At 61.7% G+C, this 20,477-nt stretch carries 9 protein-coding genes and 2 tRNA genes; 9 read left to right on the top strand and 2 right to left on the bottom strand.

What is annotated here, in order from left to right; all coding sequences use genetic code 11:
* From ACFMO7_RS01830 to ACFMO7_RS01840, 3 genes are all read left to right on the top strand, one after another.
* Positions 1-1,509 (top strand): hypothetical protein (locus tag ACFMO7_RS01830; RefSeq protein WP_376793835.1); only part of this gene is annotated, 1,509 nt, incomplete at its 5' end.
* A 333-nt stretch (positions 1,510-1,842) separates the two neighbouring features.
* Entirely contained in the window at positions 1,843-1,998 is a 156-nt protein-coding gene (locus ACFMO7_RS01835; RefSeq protein WP_376793836.1) for a hypothetical protein, read from the top strand.
* A 1,628-nt stretch (positions 1,999-3,626) separates the two neighbouring features.
* Complete coding sequence (locus ACFMO7_RS01840; RefSeq protein WP_376793837.1) at positions 3,627-7,820, top strand: tetratricopeptide repeat protein; 4,194 nt, start codon at positions 3,627-3,629, stop codon at positions 7,818-7,820.
* 211 nt (positions 7,821-8,031) lie between these two features.
* Here ACFMO7_RS01840 and ACFMO7_RS01845 read toward each other — a convergent pair whose 3' ends face one another.
* Together ACFMO7_RS01845 and ACFMO7_RS01850 are read right to left on the bottom strand one after the other, a co-directional pair.
* Positions 8,032-9,612, bottom strand: coding sequence for a protein kinase (locus ACFMO7_RS01845; protein ID WP_376793838.1), 1,581 nt, complete (start codon positions 9,610-9,612; stop codon positions 8,032-8,034).
* A gap of 234 nt (positions 9,613-9,846) precedes the next feature.
* Positions 9,847-11,511 (bottom strand): NAD(P)/FAD-dependent oxidoreductase, encoded by a 1,665-nt coding sequence (locus ACFMO7_RS01850; RefSeq protein WP_376793839.1) that lies wholly within the window; start codon positions 11,509-11,511, stop codon positions 9,847-9,849.
* Between the two features lie 954 nt (positions 11,512-12,465).
* Here ACFMO7_RS01850 and ACFMO7_RS01855 point away from each other — a divergent pair.
* The 6 genes from ACFMO7_RS01855 to leuS all read left to right on the top strand — a co-directional run bounded on the left by ACFMO7_RS01855 (position 12,466) and on the right by leuS (position 19,836).
* Positions 12,466-12,960, top strand: coding sequence for a hypothetical protein (locus ACFMO7_RS01855; protein WP_376793840.1), 495 nt, complete (start codon positions 12,466-12,468; stop codon positions 12,958-12,960).
* 441 nt (positions 12,961-13,401) lie between these two features.
* Positions 13,402-14,421, top strand: coding sequence for a phosphogluconate dehydrogenase (NAD(+)-dependent, decarboxylating) (gene gnd, locus ACFMO7_RS01860; RefSeq protein ID WP_376793841.1), 1,020 nt, complete (start codon positions 13,402-13,404; stop codon positions 14,419-14,421).
* Positions 14,422-14,950: 529 nt separating this feature from the next.
* Positions 14,951-16,276 (top strand): polysaccharide deacetylase family protein, encoded by a 1,326-nt coding sequence (locus tag ACFMO7_RS01865; RefSeq protein WP_376793842.1) that lies wholly within the window; start codon positions 14,951-14,953, stop codon positions 16,274-16,276.
* A gap of 102 nt (positions 16,277-16,378) precedes the next feature.
* Positions 16,379-16,451, top strand: a tRNA-Ala gene (locus tag ACFMO7_RS01870).
* Between the two features lie 332 nt (positions 16,452-16,783).
* Positions 16,784-16,856: transfer RNA gene (locus tag ACFMO7_RS01875), tRNA-Ala, on the top strand.
* A 496-nt stretch (positions 16,857-17,352) separates the two neighbouring features.
* Positions 17,353-19,836: a leucine--tRNA ligase gene (leuS, locus tag ACFMO7_RS01880; RefSeq protein ID WP_376793843.1), complete on the top strand. Its 2,484-nt coding sequence runs from the start codon at positions 17,353-17,355 to the stop codon at positions 19,834-19,836.
* The last annotated feature ends 641 nt before the right edge of the window (positions 19,837-20,477 follow it).

The following is a 20,477-nucleotide window of genomic DNA, read 5'->3' on the forward strand; positions in this document are numbered from 1 at the left end:
GAGGAGGCCCGCCATTTCTATGAGCGCCTGCTGGAGGTGCGCAATTATCAGCGCCAGCCGGCGTCTCCAGAGGAGGCCCTCTACGAGGCTCAGTATCAGGCGATGATCTGGGTCGAGATCGGCTGGACCTGGTACGATGCGAACGATATGACGGCGGCAGCTCGCTGCTGCGAGCGAAGCGCCCACATCCTCCAAGAGGCACGAATCGAGAAGAGCCCGGTCTGGGCCAGTATTCACCGAGAACACGGTAGAATAGCATGGCGAACAGGCGATTATCAACGAGCTCTCTATGAGGCTCAGCTCGCTCTGCAGCTGTTTGAGCAGGATCGCGAGGAAACTTCTATTGAACAGTCTCTAAATAAGCCTCTCAGAAAAACTAATATTAATACAATTCTAATGGGTAATCAAATCGATATAGCTCTTACTCATCTTTTGATTGGGTCGATCCTAAATAGCATTGGGAAGATGAGAGACGCTCTCTATCACCTTAAGATAGCCCTTACGATATTTGAACAGTATAACCGCTACAGAGATATAGCAGCAACTTGCTGCAACATCGGTCATACGCATTTGAGCGTAGCCCAGCTGCCGGCGGCCCAGGCCGCCTTTCGGCGGGCCTTGATGTTAGCAGAAAGGCTGGGGAACACCCTTCTGCAGGCTGTGATCATCAGTAACCTCGGCCTGTTAGCTGCCAAACTAGGAGACCTTGATTTAGCCGAGAGAGAGCACAAGAGGAGTCTAGGGATCGCAGATAAGGCCAGTGATAAGACATACTTTTGTCTGTGGAGCGCCTTTCTTGCTATCATCTTGCAGCGACGCATGAAGGGGCAGGAAGCCGTCCGCAGTATCAGAAAGGCTCTTTCCACGGTTATCTCACTTAACCTCCTTCCCTGCCTTGGTTTTGTGCTTGTTGCTTTGGCTAATATGCGACTGATTCAGGCCATGTACGAGCTAGCTTACTGGCAAGGCCAAGGGAAGAAGTCCCTCAGATACGAAAGCAGAGGAGGGAGATCAAAGCATTGTCTGGAACGAGCTCGCCGGATTCTCGAACGGGCTTTGGCCCTGGAGCAGCTTGAAGCGGAGACCCTCATCGAGGGGAAGCTGGCTCTGGCCCAGGTGCTCCTCCTGCTGGGTGAGCAAGAAAAGGCCCGCCAACTGGCAGAGGAACTGCTTGCTAACCTCAACGAGCACGAGCGCGTTCTGGAGTTCGCCAGAGCCCAGTTTTTGGAAGGAGCTATCCTTCTACTCCAAGGGCGAGTTCAAGGAGAAAAACAAATCGATAATTCTCTAAATACTCTTTACAACAAGGATTTTAAACTAGAATACGGAAATTTAATCTACACATTTTCTGTGGTTAATATCAATAAAAATATTGGTTTTTCTAAAGGAAAATTGATAGGACTCCTCCGAGATGCGCTGGTTATTTTCCATGATTGCCGAGATGATCTCTCTTATCAAGCTGTACACCGTTTGCTGGAATATTTCCAAAGTAGAGGGCATGGCAACTAACCATACGATCTCTTCAGCGATCGCGCTCACAAGGCTCGGCAAACCAGCACACAAGAGGAAGCAGTAGCCGCACTCGCCTCTTACATCCAGAAGTTGTGATATGTCCCTCTTCCATCCGCAATGGTATTTGCCCCCTCAGACAGGTAAAAACTCTGGGCGTCTTGCGGCCAGGATAGGGTACGATACTGATGACGAAACCGAGAAAGCCCTGCGCAGGATAGACAGCCGCGGCCAGCAGCCAGGCCAGTTTCAGGCCCATATACCTGATTCAGACGAAAAGACCAGTCATACTGTTTTCCGGTCAACCATACACGCCGCCGAGGAGGATACACGATGCTCGCTGCCGTTAGCAAGAAGCAACTGCTGACCCTGATTGTCCTGTTGGCGCTACTCCTGGTCGCCGCCCTGAGCGCGGTCGCCCTCATTGAGCACCAGGCGGTCATGCATATCTTGAGCGCTCCCAGCTACCAGTGGGGCGGTAGCCTTTAGCCCATAATCGCTGCCTGCCCGCCGACCCGCCTGACTCGGCCATGAGGGGCTACCCGATCTGAGGCGCATGGTCCTGCGTCCTGCCATCGGGGCATTGGCCTGGGGATGGCTGGCGGCAACTGCCAGCGATGGGCCTTGCCAGGGGGAACCATCCCACCAGCCCATAGCGCCAGCAGTTCCCTCCAGCCCTCCTGACAGCAGCCCCACCCAGGACGGGCAGCCAACGAGCCGGAGCGATCCATACCATAGCCCACACGGGCAGATCACCACCCTTGCCCGAGACAGCCAGGGAGCGGCAGGTCAAGAAAACGCTACCGATCGCTGCCGCCCCTCGCCCATCTCGGAGTAACGTCCCTGAGAAAGGAAGCAGCTGATGTCTCACTTCGACTAATCAGCGCACCTTCGTCATCGCAGACACGGCGGGCCAGCCCAGGCCTCCGGCAGAGTGCCGCGGCCAACGGCCAGCCAGAACCGGACTACGGGTCCCCATCCGTAGCACCTCTTTGGTTGGCGCTCATGGCCACACCAGCCGCACCTGCCTGGCCCGCCTGTCGATAGGATGGGTCAGTCAGCCTCCCCCGGTCTGAACCCCTCGAAGCCGCTGTGCTGACCGACCCATCTTTTATCTCTTCCTCTCCACTAGCGCACCTTTCCACCTCCCTGAATCTCAACCATAGCCTGCTGCAATCCTATACAGGCACTCCTTACTACCACAGAGCAAGCTTCGCCTGACAGATCGAGCCTCATGAGCTATAATAAGAAACACCGACCGACTGCATGAAGAGTTCGCCTTCCCGCGCCGCTTGCCAGCGGTCGCAAGTGGCGATCAAGTTGAAGCAGCCGTATTTATCGGGTAATCTTAGCAGTGATTGACTACTCCCTACGCATCGAGGTGGGCGCTGCTTGGGGCTTAGAAAAGAGAACGAGGTCGTGTTTGCCTGTCCCAGGCCCTCGTCTCCTGGCTGTGCTCTGGTCGCAGTCCTGCCCCGGCCAGGCAAGCTGATGTGGCAAGCCAGAGAGCTTCGCTCATGCCAGCCAGCTTGCAGCAGTCAGGCCGCAACCCCACCACACACCAGCGGCGGCCATAGCGGGTGCTCAACGCCGAGCAAGCCAGGCCAGTTGACGAGGGAGCAGCAGAGCGCATGCATGCAGTAATCAAAACAGTGCCGTACCATTCGCTCAGAAACGTGCGCCACGGTCTCTCCGTGCCTGCGACGACCCGGTATTCTCCCATCCAGCCTGCCGGATCGGCCCAGAGGGGCGGCAAGAAAGTCCGCCTCTGGACCAGGGCAGCACAGGTTGGGAGCGGTCCCGCCCTGTCAGTAAGCAGCCAGCCACATCGGCCACAGCGTGTGATCGAGCGTCGCCCCCTCACAAAGACACCTGGAGGACCCACCTGGGCCAGGGCGCGCCTCCCAGCTCAGGCCCAGCAGGGATCAACAGAGCCAGAGTCTTGTCTCTGCCAGAAAAAAGCAGCTGCGGGCCACCCTGTTGCCCGCACCGGCAGCGTCACCAAGAGCGCGTTGCACGCTGGCCATGCGTCGTCGGGCAGTCCTTCCAGAGCTGCTGGCCGCTTCTGTGATCGAAACCCCCGTAGCAAGCTCGCGTAGCGGCAAGGAGTGCGCGCAATGAACAGTAAGGTCACCTACTATCGTCAATACAGTTTTTGCGGCAAGCCACAATGCAAAAGATGTCGCCAGGGGCGCGGGCATGGACCTTACTGGTACGCCTATCGCAGCGAGGGTGGCCACATCACCCGCACCTATATTGGCCGCACCCTGCCACCAGAGGCCCTGGCCCAGGCCGAACAACAAGAGATCGTGGCAGGCCAGGCAGGTCAGCCTCCCCTGCGGCGTCTCTACCTGCTCGGAACTTTTCGCCTGGAACGACCAACCGAAGAGCAACGAACCACGCCACGCAGCGGGCGCCCAACCCTGCAGCCCGCCAGCCGCGCTCTCCTGGCACTGCTCATCTCCAGCCCAGCTCGCCGGCTCTCGCGCCATCAGGCCCTGACCACGCTCTGGCCCGAACTCGTCCCTGCCGAGGCCAACCGTCGCCTCGAACGCGCCGTTGCCAATCTACGTCACTGGCTCGCCAACGCCACACCCTGGCCCTCACCGGCAGCAGAGTCACCCATCTCCAGCCTCTTTCAGGAGAGCGATGAGGACCTCAGCCTGGCCGATCAGCAGCGGCTGTGGATCGACGCCGACGCCTTCGAGGAGCTACTGACCCAGGCCACGCGCTGGAGCGACGAGCCGCTGCGCGAAAGCTTACTCGACGAGGCCCTGCGCCTGTATAAAGGGGATCTTCTCGCCGGCTGGACCGTGCCACCCTATCCCGCCCAACTGGCGAGACGACGCGAGACCCTGCACCTGCAGTGGCGGCAGGCCCTCTTAACCCTGGCCGATCTGCGCCTTGCGCGCGAGAACTTTACCGGCGCCCTGCCATTGCTCGAACGCCTCCTGACCGACGATGCCGGTGACGAAGAGGCCCTGACCCTGACCATGTACTGCCTCACCCAACTGCGCCGCCGCAGCGAGGCCATCCGCCTTTATCAACAATTCCTCTCCTCTCATGAAACAGCCCCCTCCGAGCCGACCCAGGCCCTCTACCAAGCCATCTGCAGCAACCAGCCCCTATCCCGGCCACGGCCCACCCTCCTGACCCAAACCGGTCAGGGCCAGACACACTCTTCCCCCCGGCCACGAGAGAGCGCCGCCGCTCCCACCCCCACCCTACCCCAGATAGGGCGCGCCCATCGGAGTCCCCTGGTCGGACGCGACCAGGAGCTGACCCTCCTGCGGCAGCTCCTGACCACCACAGAGCAGCTCGCCACGGTTCCTCTGGAGCGGCTGACCTCTGCCACCGCCGGGAGTGGCGCCAACCGCAACGGCGCCATCGCCACCCTACCCCTGGCCACTCAGCGCCAACCCCAATACGCCGTCCTGGTGGCGGCCCCCGGTCTGGGCAAAACTCGCCTGGCCGAAGAACTCAGCCGCGAAGCCCTACAACGCCACTGGACCGTCATCTGGAGCCGCGTCTACGAGCAAGAGAGCGCCATCCCTTATCGTCTGTGGATAGAGCCGCTACGGAGCATCACAGCGCACGACCTTTGGCTCAGCCAGGAGATTCAACAGCACCCCGAGCGCTATGCTCCCCTGGGAGCCATCTTGCCAGAACTCTACGAGATCCTGCCGCCCCCCCTGCCCCTGCCGCCAGAGCAGGAGCAGCAGCGCCTCAAAGAAGCCCTGCAAGAACTGCTCATGCACGTCAGCAGTCAGGTTCCCCTGCTGCTGGTCCTGGACGACCTGCACTGGGCCGACGCCAGCAGCTGCGAGCTGCTCGGCTACCTGGTGCGTCGCCTCGCGGGTTACCCGGTGCTCTTTATCGGCACCTGTCGCGACAGCGATCTGGCCGCCAACACCGTGCTTCAGACCCTTATCGCTCACCTCCAGCGTGAGCACGGGGTCATCACCCTTGACCTGCCACCGCTGACCGACGAACAGATCGCCCAGATCGTCAGCCACATGCCACCAGCGGCCCAGCGCTTCATCCAATCCCATGCCGCCGGCAATCCCTTCTTCGCCGAGGAGCTGGCCCGCAGCATCGAGATGCAGCTGCTCTCACCCACCGAGAGCAGCTTCCAGGCAAGCCTACAGCGTCTACCCGAAACCATCACCGCCGTACTCGACATGCGCCTCAACCGGCTCAGTCGCCACTGTCGACGCCTCCTCAGCGATGCCGCCATCCTCGGCGGCTCCTTCGACTTCCAAGCCCTGTGCGCACTGGAAGCCGCTGACCCCCAACCATTCGATGAAGAACGCGTCCTCGACCTCCTGGACGAAGCCCTTCAGGCTGGGGTCCTTGCCGAGACCAGCAGCGGCAGCCATATCAGCTACCACTTCTGGCATCCTCTGCTAGCCAGCCACCTTTACGAGAGCATGTCGGGCATGAAGCGCGTCTTGCTCCATCGACGCGCCGCCCAGACGCTACGCCAGCTCTACGCCGGCCATGAGGAGAAGGGAGCCGCCATGATCACCTACCATCTGGTCGCTGGCGGCGGCCCACCCGAGCAGATCATCCACTACGCCTCTCTCGCCGCTGAAGCGGCCTATGCCCTTTCGGCCTATACCGAGGCGGCTCGCCTCTATCGCATCGCCGTCGAACATTTCCCTCAGCTTGGCGGCCCCGCCGCGCCCGCCAGCGGCTCGCAGGCGCTTCCTTACGATCGCCGCGCTTATCTCCTGGGGAGACTGGCCGAATGCATCCGCATTCAGGGACATTACGCCGAGGCCTGCCAGCTCTATCAGCGCGCCTTTGACGTTACACAGGCAGGCCGCCTGCACGGCCCAAGCGACCCGCTCTATCAGACCCAACTGGAAGCCCGCCTGTTGACCGAGATTGGTCGAACCTGGTTCTACATGAGCGATTTCGCCCGGGCGCACGACTACTGCAACCGGGCCGCGGCCCGGCTACGCACGGCAGGCATCGAAGGAGGAATGGCCTGGGCCACGCTACGCTATCTGAGGGGTTACATCTACAACGACGAAGGGCGTTACGGCGAGGCGCGCCAGGAGGGGCAAGAGGCTCTCCGCCTCTTTGAAGCCCTCTATGCTCGCAGCTCCCAGGCCCGCACTGCAGGCTCGGCGGAACCAGGCCTGCGCCTTGCCTCCGAGACGCCGACCGCGCCAGCCCAGGACCTTCGTCCAGCAGCTCCCCTGATCAGCGGCGACCCCATTGGTCTGGCCCGCACTCACCGTTTCTTAAGCACCCTAGAGATCAATACAGGAAATCACGAGCAAGCCCTGCAACATCTGCGGATCGCCCTCCAGCTAGCCGAAGAACTGGGCCACAAGCGAGAAATCGCCCACATCTGTTGCAACATCGGACATGTGCTCCTGCACCGCGCCGAGCACGAAGAGGCCCTGGCCTACTGCCGCCGCTCACTTGAGCTGGCCGACGAGGTCGGGGACCTGCCGCTGATGGCCGTAGTCTTCAGCAATCTGGGCATCCTCGCGGAGCGCACCGGCGACCTCGGTGATGCCGAGCACTATCTCAGACAGGCCATTGCCCAGGGAGAACAGGGCAAAGACCAGGTCTACTTGAGCTACTGGAACGGCTACCTGGCCAGCATCCTTCAGGCCAGAGGCCAGCTCAGCGAGGCCGGACAAGCCCTCTATCAAGCGCTGACCATCGGACGCGCCATCAAAAGCAGCCCCTGCATCAGCGCGGCGCTCGTCGCCCTGGCGCGCCTGCGCCTCAGCCAGGTGCGCCTGCTGCAGGCGAAGCTCTCCAGGGAAACGGCGTCCGAGTCCCAGCCACCTGAACAGGGCCAACGGCTTCAGCAGCGGCTGTTACAACGGGCACACGCAGCCCTGCGGCAGGCCCTGGCCCAACCAGGCATTACCGCCGACGTCGAAGCCCAGGGGAAAGTGACCCTGGCCGAAGTCTACCTCCTGCTCGGGCAACCCGAACGTGCCCATTCCCAGGCCCAAGCGATCCTCGAGCAAGCGCGCCGCAGCGAGATGACGATCGTTCAGGGGGAGGCCCTGGCCCTGCTTGCCCGCATCTTCAGTCGCACAGCAAGCAGTGAGGCCCACGCGCAGGCAGAACAGCACTTTCAGGCAGCCCTGCGCATCTTTCAGGAGCGAGGCATGCGGCTCCACTACGCTCGCACCCTTGCCGCCTACGCGCAGATGCTCTTTCACCATCTCCCCGCCCGCCAGCGCGAGGCTCTCGGCTATCAACGCGAAGCTACAGGGATTCTTAGCGAGTGCGGGGCCACCCTTGACCTACTCCAGGCCGGCGACTTCCATCTCTGATCTGAGCATCCAGGCCCCACAACTGTCCAGCGGCAAAGAGGCCCGGCTCACAATGATGAGCCGGGCCTGTCCTCTCTTCTCTTTCCCTTCCTGCCACCAGTCCATCGACCAGCAAGAGCCGCTCCTCATACTTACTTAAGAGCAGCAGCCCGCCAGGGCCAGGTGATCCCGCCAGCACCAGCCGCGCCCTCCTCGCCCCAAGCGAAGCCGCTCAGAACCAGCCCCGAGCCAGGGCGATCGTCAGAGCAAGCGAGAGAAAAAGCGTCATGGCCCAGAGCAGCACGCGCCGATAGTCGTTGCCGTCCGGCAAGGGCGGCAGCTCCTCGGGAGCTGGCAGCAACGACTCCTCAGGCTGGAAGAGATCTGGGGGCGCCAGCGACTGCAGCAACGGATGATTCTGCAGAGTTTCTCCCGAGGAGGAAGCCGTCAGCGGCTCCGTTGTGGGAGGACGCGGCGTGGAGGCCGCTGACTGGGAAAGAGCAGCCGGGGACTCAGCAACCTGGACCGGCTGCTCCACCTGAGTCGTCCGCTCGGTGAGCGCCTGACGTAGATCGGCAGGATGCTGATAACGCTGTGAGAGGTCTGGTCGCAGCCCTTGCCCCGAATAGAGTCCTTTACTCAAGATCCCCTCTATACCCAGACTGAGAGCAGGATTCAGCTGACGAGCCGGAGGAATGCGGCCCTGGCTCCTCGCTGGTGGGCAGCCGGTCAGCAGGTGATAGGCCGTCGCCAACAGGCCATACAGATCGATACGAGTATCGATCACCCCGTGGCTCAGCTCGGGAGCCGTATAGGGAGACAGCTGAGAGCGCGCCAGACCAGTCACAAACTGCGTAGCGCCCGAGGCCAGCATCACCGAAAAGCCCGTGAGCACATAGTGAGAGCGCGTACGACCGGCAATAATAGAGTCGGGCCGGATCAGACCATGAACAATGGGAGGAGTCTGGCTGGCAAGAAATTCCAAAACGTCCGCCATCTGCAGACAGCACTCGACCACCTCCTGCTCATCCAGAGGGCGCCCGCGCCGACGCAGACGAAGCAAGAGAGACTCGCCCTCAATATGCTCGAACACAAAGAAATCGCGCTCCGCCTCTGAGAACACATCAAGCAAGGTCGGAACCTGCGTATGACGCCCGGCCAGATGGAGAGCAGAAGCGGCGGAGCGCACAAGCGAGGCCCGCAAACGGCTGTCTTCACGCGGCAGCACAAACTCGCAGATACGAACCGGTGCCCCGCCACGACGAGCATCATGGGCCAGCCAGAACGTCTCGTAAGCCCCCGCCAGCCACTCTTGACGGCCCTGGCGCTCACCCAGGCGATAGCGCCCGCCCTGGAGCTGCTCGCCCGCCTGGAGCCCTCTCAGTCCCTCACTCACCACCGGGCCGGAAGAAGAAGAGCGGTTCCGGCTCCCCTCCCCAGTCCAGCGCTCCCGCTCGCGCGGGGGACCATCCGTGCTGCGCTGGCTTTCAAGAGTCTCCGGTTCCCGCCGTCCGTTGGCATGCCGTTCCTGCCAGAGCCGATGTCGCCGCAGATCCTCAGCCGGCGTCTGAGGGCGTGGCGCCTCGCTCACCAACACAGGTGGAACAGACGGCTCTCGCCCACCAGCGAAAGGAGCCACGCGGGGAGCATGCCAACGCGGCGCTCCTCCCTCAGTTCCAGCCTGCCGGCCAGGCTCTTGCTGGTTCCCCTGACGAGCCACCGCGCCCCCACCGGCCACCGGTAACACGAAGCCACAGCGCAGACAGGCTCGCCTCTCCCCATCCCATCGAGCGTGACAACGTGGACACAGCATAGAGATCATCCTCCCCTGAAGTATAGATCTCGCAGCGACCGGCCCCCTGCTCACTTGCCGGTCGGCGCGCGGTGGACCCCCCAGAAGAGCGCCAGAAATGAGCAGCCAGCAGATCAGAGAGCCGCCGACTGATCATTCCAGCGCCTTCCGGTTAGCTCGAAAGAAAGAAAGATTGCATCGCTTTAGAGGCACAAGGACCAGCCAGGCCCGCGCCATGAATGGGGCCTGGCTGGCTTACTGACAACACCGTACCGGGCGTGGATCTGGCACGGACTGGGAGGCCGGCAGCGAGAGCCGCTGTGACGGAGGCCCAGCATCCGGCTCCCATCCGCCAGAACCCGTGGCATTGATCACATTGGCACAATGCTGTGCAGAGGTTAATCTCCGTAGTGGCTCAGTTTGGGGCCTCCTTCTTGACACGCTTCCCTGCAGGAAGGGTTCACCGCCCTGGAGCGGCGCCCGCCATTCCGCCGCCACCGAGGTCGTGCTCGGCAAAGAAGGGGAAGGAGGAGGAGAGGCACACCGGGAGGTCGCCAGTGTGCGCTCCGCTAGCCGCTCGGGCGTCGCCAGAGCATAGAGCTTAGACGAGCGAAGCCGCGCGAAGTAGGCACGCGCATCAAACCTGCCTCGGAGCAGGGCATCCTGGATGGCCGTCACCGGCAGCGCCTCATCGATGAGGCGCTTGATCGCCAAGACATCGGGCTGCGCGCTCCCCAACGCCAGATAGCCCAGCAGACGATCTCCCTCCAGCACCAGGCGATAGTAGCTCTGCTTCCCGTGCCGCGTTAACACTCTCACCCCCATCGCCTCCCTCAAGGGATCGCCAACCGCCAGGATCGAGAGAGACCCCAGACGGGTCGCCTGCCAGGGAGCCCCAATCACCTCGTTGACCGGAGTCATCATCTGCCCCGTCATGGTCGCTGCCGCCACTCGTCCCTGAAGGACAGCAGCATGCCAGGATGGTTGCGAGCGATAGGAACCGCTGAGAGGATGCCGCCAGGCCGCCACATCGCCGGCGGCCAGAATTGCCGGAACACTGGTGCACAGTCGCCCATCGACAAGAATGCCCTGCTTCTCATCATGGACGAGCGGCAACGTGGAGCGTCTCGCCAGATCGAGCGCGGGGCGCGTTCCCGTACAGATCAGCGCCATCCGGGCAGGAACAACACGCCCGTCAGCCGTGGCGACAGCCGCCAGCTCTCCCACGCTGCCCAGAAAACCGATCACCTCGCTCTCCAGATGCACCACTGCCCCCGCCTGCTCCACATAGCGCAGGACAAGCTCAGCCGCAGCCCGATTCAACAGGTGCGGCAAACAGTGGGAACCGCGAATGAACCAATGAACGCGCTTACCTGTATGCAAGAGGCTCATGACCGTCTCGGCTCCATGCACCCCTCCCCCAATCACCGCCACCTCGCGGACCTCCCGTAGCCGGCGCCTGACATCCAGGTAGTCGGGCAGACGATGCAAGGTCAGCACCCCATCCAGGGCCACCCCAGGCAGCTCCCCCGGCAACCCACGCGCAACGCTCCCCGTTGCCAGAAGGAGCACACCGTAGTGGACTACTCCCCCAGGCGCCAGATAAAGCCTCCGCTCAACGGCATCGATCCCTTCAACTCGCGCTACCCCCACCTTGATTCCCCGCGCTCGCTCTGTGCCCTCGGGATAGGCCAGCAGTTGGCTTCGACTCACCTTACCAGATAGGATCTGACGCAGGGCCGGGGTGTGAATCGTTGGATAGCACTGCTCCGTCAAGACCAGGATCGTGGCCTCGGGCGCGAAACGACGCGCCTCGACAGCGGCAGTCAGACCGGCGATTCCATTTCCCACAATGACGATGTCCGCACTGGCCTGCACTCGCCAATCGCCGAACCAGGCCGGCAGGGCGGTCTTCTGCATGGTTGAAGCGCACCTTTCCTGTGAATTTAAGCAATGTATAGACTGCTCAAGAGGGCCACCGCCTATCTCCACATTTTGAAAGCAGAGCAGCTCTTCCAGCCCAACTTGCAGAAAACAAAGGGAGAACCAGACAATCCAGATGGAAGAGCTTGAAAGAGATGCAAAGGCCCTGAGAGAGGTGGCTGACTCTTGAACGATCAGCTGCATTCCGACCCTGAAGCGCTGATACCAAAAGCAGTATGGAACAGAATCGCCCAACTGGCGGGTACATACGAGGCGAATAGCCAGAATATCCCATGGGCAGGCTCGCCACTCCCCAGAGCAACAGGGGCGAGGTTTCTGAAGGCAGTAGAGGCAAAAAAGCCAATTCAGGTATTGATTTTTGGGCGATTATCTGGTACTGTAAAATATGGAAGTAGCGAAATATACCAGACATTGAATACCATTGTGTTTCTTTGTACAGCGCATATCGAAGCAGTCCAGGCTTCCCACGGTAGCAGCCGGCGCGACGGAGCGTCGGCTCAGCCAGAGTGAGCGCAGCTTGCCAACTCGTTTTGATCGTCACGCCGCTCGCTCGTCCTCAGTAGAGAAGCAGATCCAACGAATAAGGAGTACCGGTAAGGAAGCGTCAGCAGGAAAGGAGCATTCTTTTCGTGTCGAAAGCATAGCCAGCTCTCCAGCAGCTCAGAGCCTGCCTGCTGCTTTCTGATCGAGCAGCAGAGCAGCCTTTTCGCCAGCCAGCCAGCAACAAGCGAGCGCCAGCGGAAGAGGGGTCCGCGGCCCGGCGACGAACTGCGCTGGCCTTGACAACGGGAAGAGGGGGGACGTCCCGGGCACTCCAGCAGCCACCGAGCGGCACAGCAGCCACCACCGGCCCCGGCTCGGCGCGGGCTTCAGTTTGGCGAATTGGTCCGTCCGTCAGCAGCTATCTTATCCTGCCAGAAGGAGTGTGCCATGCAGAAAACCTCGCTGCGTCTGACCAAAGCAACCCCACGTCCCTCGCAAGAAGCACCGGCTGAGATCCGTCACTTTGTACTGCGTGATCTCCTCCCTCCTCAGCACCTGCTCGCTCTCAACCTGACCCTTGGCACCCTCGCCCAACTCGCCTGCGAGGAGGGTCTGCCCCGCCTCATCGCCGAGCAGCAATTTACCAACAGCGAAATCTGCCTTTTGCTCCCCTTACTCGAAGCCTATCCGCACTACTGTCCCTATGAGGTTCTCCTGGCCAGCTTTACCAACGGCCACATCACCGAAGCCGAAGTTGAGCGTTGTCGAAGGCGTCTAAGCCTGGCCCAGGCCGAAGGCGTCTGGGACCAAGAGATGCGTCCGGTGCGCAACGTCCTCTCGCGCACGCGCATGAAGCTCTACGCCTTCGGCATCGATATCTTCTCGATCCTGGAGACCGGCTACGTCCTGATGCGTCGCACACGCCAGCGCACCGGCGGCTGAGAGCGGAGCGAGTCGTCCCCGCTCGCCCTCCACCGAGGCTCAGCTCTCGCTGGCAATCGGCGCCACGCCGTCGGCCAGGCCACACCACCTGATAGCAGGCCGGCGGAGAAGAGCAGCCACCGCTTTCCTATCTCCGGCTCTGGCCCAGAGCAGCAAACGATCCTGGCCTTGCTCCCTGGCGAACTGCCAGGGAGCACTTCCTCTCCGGCCGGCCCCCCTCTTTTCATTTCCCCGCGCCGGTATGGTACACTTAGCGATGGACAGGCAGCGCTGCGTTGCTCCCCTCCCAGCTCAGTTCAGCCAGCAGCCAGCCGTCTGCCGTCAGAAGGGACTCCCATCAGGCAGACCCAGCAGAGCACGCCGCGCCGCCTCCCTATCCGAACCCCGGAGAACAACAGGTTCGCTAGCTAGAGAAGAAAGACACAAAGAAAGGATCGCTACATGGAACTTGGTCTTATCGGGCTTGGACGCATGGGAGCCAATATGGCCTTGCGGCTCCAGCGTGCCGGCCATAGATGTATCGGCTACGCGCGCCACGCAGAGACGGTCGAGAAGCGCTTGAAAGAGGGGGCCATCTCCGCGGGAGCAACTTCCCTGGCCGAACTCATCGGGCAACTAAAAGCGCCCCGCATTGTCTGGCTCATGATCCCAGCGGCCTCCGTCGACTCCACTCTGGAACAGCTTATTCCACTGCTTTCCCCCGACGACGTCGTCATCGACGGCGGCAACTCCTTCTACCAGGACGACATTCGCCGCGCCGCCACCTTGAAAGAGCACGGCATCCACTATCTGGATGTCGGCACAAGCGGTGGCGTCTGGGGCCTGGAGCGCGGTTACTGTCTGATGATCGGCGGCGAGGCGGAGATCGTTGAGCGACTCAAACCCCTCTTCGAAGCCCTGGCCCCCGGCCTGCAGGCCGCTCCACGTACCCCAGGACGCGAGCAGGTCGGCGGCACCGCTGAGCATGGCTATCTGCACTGCGGCCCCCATGGCGCCGGCCATTTCGTCAAGATGGTCCACAACGGCATCGAGTACGGCATCATGGCCGCCTACGCCGAGGGCTTCAACATCTTGCGCCACGCCAATATCGGCAAGCACCCCGAGGAGATCGACGCCGAAACGACGCCGCTGCGCAATCCCGAGTACTACCAGTACGACTTCAACCTGGCCGACATCGCCGAACTCTGGCGCCGCGGCAGCGTCATCGCTTCCTGGTTGCTCGACCTCACCGCTCACGCTCTCCTGCAAGATCCCAATCTGAGCCGATTCGCTGGACGCGTCTCCGACTCCGGCGAGGGACGCTGGACCATTAAAGCGGCCATCGATGAGGCCGTGCCCGCCGGCGTGCTCAGCACCGCCCTCTACGAGCGCTTCGCCTCCCGCGGCGAGGCGGACTTCGCCGACAAACTGCTCTCGGCCATGCGCTTCGAGTTTGGCGGCCACCATGAGAAGCAAGGCTAACCTCGATCGGTCCCGCCTCTATGCTCGCTGACTTCTCCGCGCAGCCGACCCGCTGGGCAGCCACCTCACGGCTCCCGCGCAGGCCCGCGGCTCCCGCATGGGCTGGCCCGCTGCTCGCGGAGCCAGCCTTTGCGCCTCTCCAGTCTCTTTCCACCTCTCTCCCACGCTGACAAGCTTTCTCTCGCTCCTGACGGACTCTTTGAGAACATAAGCCGCTCTCTCAACTTCATCATCGCTCGATGACCTCCACCACCGTTTCACACTAGCTGCCGTTCTTAAATAGGTATTTTTACCTAGACTCTGGTATAATAAGGGGGCGGTCATGTACAGCTATAGGCAGGAACACACAACACAAGAGAAAGCTTCAGGTTTTCCAGCCATGCGATACAACACCGATCACGAGCCGTATAGGTACACCTCCCGTGGCGAGTATCAATCAGCTCCTGCCGGGGTCCAGGCCGTGCAAGCGGCGAATCCGTCCGCGCCTGTCAGGCATCGCGCTCGTCCGCGGTTGTCCTGGCTCAGGCGTTTGCTGTTAGCCAGCCTGTTCAGTCTGCTACTGGTAGCCAGCGGGGTGCTTGCCTGGGGCCTCTACCTGCTTGTGCGCGACAACGCAGGCCACGGGCAGGCTCAGCCCAACCCGGCCACCTTCATCGCCGAACATCCCCAGGAGGCCGCCAACGAGCAGCAGGTGCTCGTACTCGCTCAGCACTACCTGGGCGCCTTTCTGCACCACGATTACGCCGCCATGTGGTCGCTCCTGGCGCCCGCGCGTCGGGCGCTCTGGCCCAACGAACAGGCTTTTGAGCACTTCTGGCAGGCACGTCTGGCCCACTACACCCTGGAAGGCTATCGCCTGGGGCTTCCCAGTCGCCTGAGTCGCTGGATCGACCCCGAAACCATGACTAGCTACAGAGACGTCCTCTCAGTAGCGGTCTCGCTGCAGATCGTCCCCGACGCCACCCTGAGCAAGCAAGCCAACGTACCGCCAGAGGACCTGCATCCGGAGAGTCTCTATCGCAACCTGCCTTTGATTGTCCAGGCCAGTTCCAGCCAGGGCGACGGGCAGCCGCACTGGTACGTGCTGGCCGGCGGCCCGGCTGATCCCGAAGCCCCCATCCTGCCACCGCCACAGCCAGTCGCACGCAGCGTGGCGGTCCCCATCCTGATGTATCACCACGTCTCGCCCGCCCCCACCCACAACCTGCTCGATTTCAGCCTGACCGTCACGCCGCGCAACTTCGCCGCCCAACTAGACTATCTGAAAGCTCACGGCTACCACACGATCACCTTCAACCAGCTCTTCAACGCCCTCTACTTTGAGGCCCCCCTACCACCGCATCCTATCATTCTCACCTTTGACGACGGCTACGAGGACGTCTACCGCTACGCCGTCCCCCTCCTGCAGGCCCATGGCTTCAGCGGCATGTTCTACATCATCACGGGAGCAGTGGGGGACCCGGGCTACATGAGCTGGTCCCAGGTCCGCGATCTGCTTGCCCAGGGCATGCAGGTCGGCTCTCACACCGTCCACCACATCAGCCTGGGCTGGATCATTATCGGCAATCCCCAGCTCACTCAGCAGGAGTTGCAGACCTCCCAGGCCAGCCTGCAACAGCATCTCGGCGTCCCGATCCAGCAATTCTGCTATCCCAGCGGCGAGCCGTTCCGCCACGGCACTCCCCTCGAACAAGAGCGCATCACCGCTCTGCTGGCCGCCGACGGCTACGTCGGGGCCACCACCGACCCTGGTCCCACCGGCTGGCTCCAGCAAAGCACGCGGCCTTTCGCTCTCCTGCGCATCCGCGTCGATGGACGCGAGAGCCTGGGGGAATTTATTGCCAGCCTGCCATAGTTTTCAGAGCACATCGGGGGTGAATTCCGGACCCTTCCGAAAAAGGGTCTTTACAAATTCACCCCCGATGTGCTATTATTCTAGCTGCCAACAGCAAGGCATGGGGATGTAGCTCAGCCGGTAGAGCGCGACAATCGCACTGTCGAGGCCAGGGGTTCGAGTCCCCTCATCTCCACCCACCGCCCGGTACCGGCGGCAAGGACCAGGATGGTCAGATCAGGCCATCCCCCCTTGCAAACCGCAAAGCTTTGTGCTATAGTAAGGGCGGTGGAAAGAGAATAGACCTGGCGATGAGCAGGAGTAGTAGGTCGCTCACCCGTCCAGAGAGTAGCCGGCTGGTGCAAGGCTATACGGGAAATCGACCGAACTCGCCTGTGAGCAACAGGTGCGAACCCCTCGGGAGCAAGTAGCACCTGTCGGTATGCCCGTTATCGCAGTCAATGAGTGCCAGTCACCTGACACCGCGGAGAGAAGATCAGCCGCCGCAGCAGTATATAGCATAGTGATGGGCCTGTAGCACAGTTGGTAGCGCGCCTCTATGGCATGGAGGAGGTCAGGGGTTCGAGTCCCCTCAGGTCCACTTCTCTTCAGCTCCGCGGTTCCCGTGGTTGATCCGCTTAAGGATCGAGATGGTGATTGGAAACAGGGTGGTACCACGGAAAAACCTTTCGTCCCGAGTGGATGAAAGGTTTTTTTGTTGCTCTGGACTGTGGCTTCGCTCCCTACGCTGCTCGCTCCCTGGCCTGGCGTCCGCCGTCCTGCTCAGCCCCGCACTCCCGCGGCCTCTCCTCTCCGGCTGCGCGCCGCAGAAGTAGGGGTCGCTGAACCAGTTAACCAAGGCTTATGACTTACGACTACCTGAGCCAGCGATGGATGGCTGACAACACACCTCAAGTGAGGCGCAGAACGGTAGAAGACAGGCCACAGCTACAGCGCGAGCACTTGAGTGAGCAAGCCTGGACAGGCCGCGCCCGTGTGCCCGTGCACCCCGCCGGCCTGCTTGTTCTGTTGTTGTCCGTCTGCTGTTGGCAGTGCCTGATCAGGTCCGACCGATTCTCAGGGGAGGGACACCTGCAATGATCACTCGCACAAAATATGATCCTAAGGTCATCGAACCAAAATGGCAGACTCGCTGGGAGGAGGAGCAGATCTATCACGCGCCCGACGATTCGCCCAAGCCCAAGTTTTATCACCTGGTGATGTTTCCCTACCCCTCCGGCGATCTGCACATGGGCCACTGGTACAACTATTCTCCCTTCGATGCCTATGGCCGCTTCATGCGCCGCCTGGGCTACAATGTCATGCAGCCCATCGGCTTCGACGCCTTCGGTCTGCCCGCCGAAAATGCCGCGATCAAGCGCGGCATCCAGGCCCGCGACTGGACACTGGCCAACATCGAACGCATGCGCAAGCAGCTGCGCATGATGGGCGCTCAGTGGGACTGGCAGCGCGAGGTCGTGACCTGCCAGCCCGAGTATTATAAATGGACCCAGTGGCTGTTCCTGCAGTTCTATAAGCATGGCCTGGCCTATCGCACGCGCGCCCCAGCCAACTGGTGCCCCGGCTGCAACACGACCCTGGCCAATGAGCAGGTCCTGCCTAATGGCACTTGCGAACGCTGCGGCAGCACGGTGATCCGCAAGGAGATCGAGCAGTGGCTGCTGCGCATCACCAGGTATGCCGAGGAGCTGCTGCGCTTCGATGGCATCGAGTGGCCGGAGAAGACGATCACTATGCAGCGGAACTGGATCGGGCGCAGCGAGGGCGCGGAGATTCGCTTCTTCGCCGAGATCAACGGCGAGCGCGTCGAGATCCCCGTCTTCACGACTCGCCCCGATACCGTCTACGGTGTCACCTTCTTTGTACTGGCCCCTGAGCATCCGCTGGTCGAGCGCCTGACTACCGCCGCCCAGCGCCCCGCGGTCGAGGCTTACGTCGAGCATACCCGACGTATGACCGAGATCGAGCGCCTGAATACCGAGAAGGAGAAGACGGGCGTCTTCACCGGTGGCTACGTGACTAACCCGGTCAGCGGCGAGCGCGTCCCCGTCTGGATCGCCGACTATGTCCTGCTGAGCTACGGCTCGGGGGCGGTGATGGGCGTGCCCGCCCACGATCAACGCGATTTCGAGTTCGCCCGCAAGTTCGGCCTGCCGATCCGCCAGGTGATCCTGCCGCCCGGCGAGGAGGAGAGCGACCCGGCCACCTGGAGCGAGGCCAAGGTCGCCTACGGGACCATGATCAATTCCGGTCCCTTTACGGGCACTCCCCCCGACCAGGCGATCAGCCGCGTGATCCGCTATCTGGAAGAGCAGGGCATCGGCCAGGCAAAGGTAACCTACCGCCTGCGCGATTGGCTGATCAGCCGTCAGCGCTACTGGGGCGCCCCAATCCCGATCATCTATTGTCCCAAGGACGGCACCGTTCCTGTACCCGAAGACCAGTTGCCCGTCTATCTGCCCGAGCACGTGCAGTTTAAGCCTACGGGCGAGTCGCCCCTGCGCTATGAGCCAGAGTTTCTGAACACCACCTGCCCTCAGTGCGGCGGCCCGGCTACGCGCGAAGTCGATACGATGGATACCTTTATCTGCTCGTCCTGGTACTTCCTGCGCTACGCCGATCCGCATAACGACAGGCAGGCCTGGAGCGAGGAAGCCATCCGCCGCTGGCTGCCCGTCGATCAGTACGTCGGCGGCGCCGAGCACGCTACCATGCACCTGCTCTATGCCCGCTTCTTCGTCAAAGCCCTGCGCGATATGGGCTACCTGCACTTCGATGAGCCGTTCCTGCGCCTGTACCACCAGGGCATGGTTCTGGGAGCCGATGGCCAGAAGATGTCGAAGTCGCGTGGCAACGTCGAGGCGCCCGATAAGTACGTCGAGAAGTACGGCGCCGATACAGTGCGCTGCTACATGATGTTCATCGGCCCCTTCGATCAGGGCGGAAGCTTCAAGGCCGACAACGTGGAGGGCGTCTGGCGCTTCCTGAACCGCGTCTGGAATCTGGTCACGGAGAGCTGGGTCAGCGGCACGGTCAGCGAAGAGGAGAACGAGACAACGCGCACTATCGAGCGCCTGCGCCACAAGACGATCAAGCGCGTCACCGAGGACCTGCGCAATTTCCGCTTCAATACGGCCCTGGCCGCCCTGATGGAGATGAATAATGCCCTGATAAAGCAGCAGCATGAGCCAGTGGCCCGCAGCGCCGCCTACCGCCGCGCCCTGGAAACCCTGATTCAGCTGCTGGCCCCAATGGCCCCCCACATTACCGAAGAGCTGTGGGAGATGACCGGCCATCAGGGGAGTATCCATCTGAGCGACTGGCCTCAGTACGACGAGGCCCTGACCCAGGATGAGACCTTCACGCTGGTCGTCCAGGTCAATGGGCGCGTGCGCGAGCGCCTGGAGATTCCAGTCGAGACCTCCGAGGAGGAGGTCCGCCGCCTGGTGCTGAGCAATCCGCGCGTGGCGAGCTATGTCGGCGATGCCGCCGTGGAGAAGTTCATCTACGTCCCAGGCCGCGTCGCCAACGTGGTGACACGCCGCGCCCAGGCTCAGTGAGCCAGCCAGGTCAGTCAGACTGCCCATCGCCCGCTCCTGCCAACGCCGCCAGAGTCAGCCAGCAGAGCAGGCTGGAGGCTGGTGCCTTGATCTTCTTTCACAGCGGCAAAGGTAAGACGGGCAACCAGGCAGCCTATGGCCGTGATGTCGCTGAGGGCATCACGGCCATCTTTTTGGACCTCGTCTTTCCTCTCCCTCAACCACTTTCACTCAGGTCCTGCACGAGTGCAGAGGCCCTCGAGGTGCTTGAGAGGCTCCGAGAGACCACAAGCGCCTCGACTGTAAGCCGAAAGCACAGCCATTGTCATGGGGGCAGAAATATGCTAAACTAGTATGGCCGCTGTGACAAAACGCCCTGGAGCCATCTGGGCTGACATATCTGCTTTCACCAACGCACCTCAACAATATCGCTTTGGCGATACATAGAGTTTGGTTGCACCGACCAGGGCTACTAAAGTGGTACATTAATTCAGGAAAGGAAGCGTTTCTGAATCGATGGCACCCCCTCCGGTTGGAAAGCACATCTTGTCGGAACTGTATTCGTGCGACAAGAACCTGATGGCTCAGCTGGATAGCGAGAAGCTGCGTGCAGCCGTCTCTAGGATGACGAAAGAGCACAATCTCACGCAACTGGGAGCTTT

It is taken from the genome of Thermogemmatispora sp. (assembly GCF_042408735.1).
Taxonomy (GTDB): domain Bacteria; phylum Chloroflexota; class Ktedonobacteria; order Ktedonobacterales; family Ktedonobacteraceae; genus Thermogemmatispora.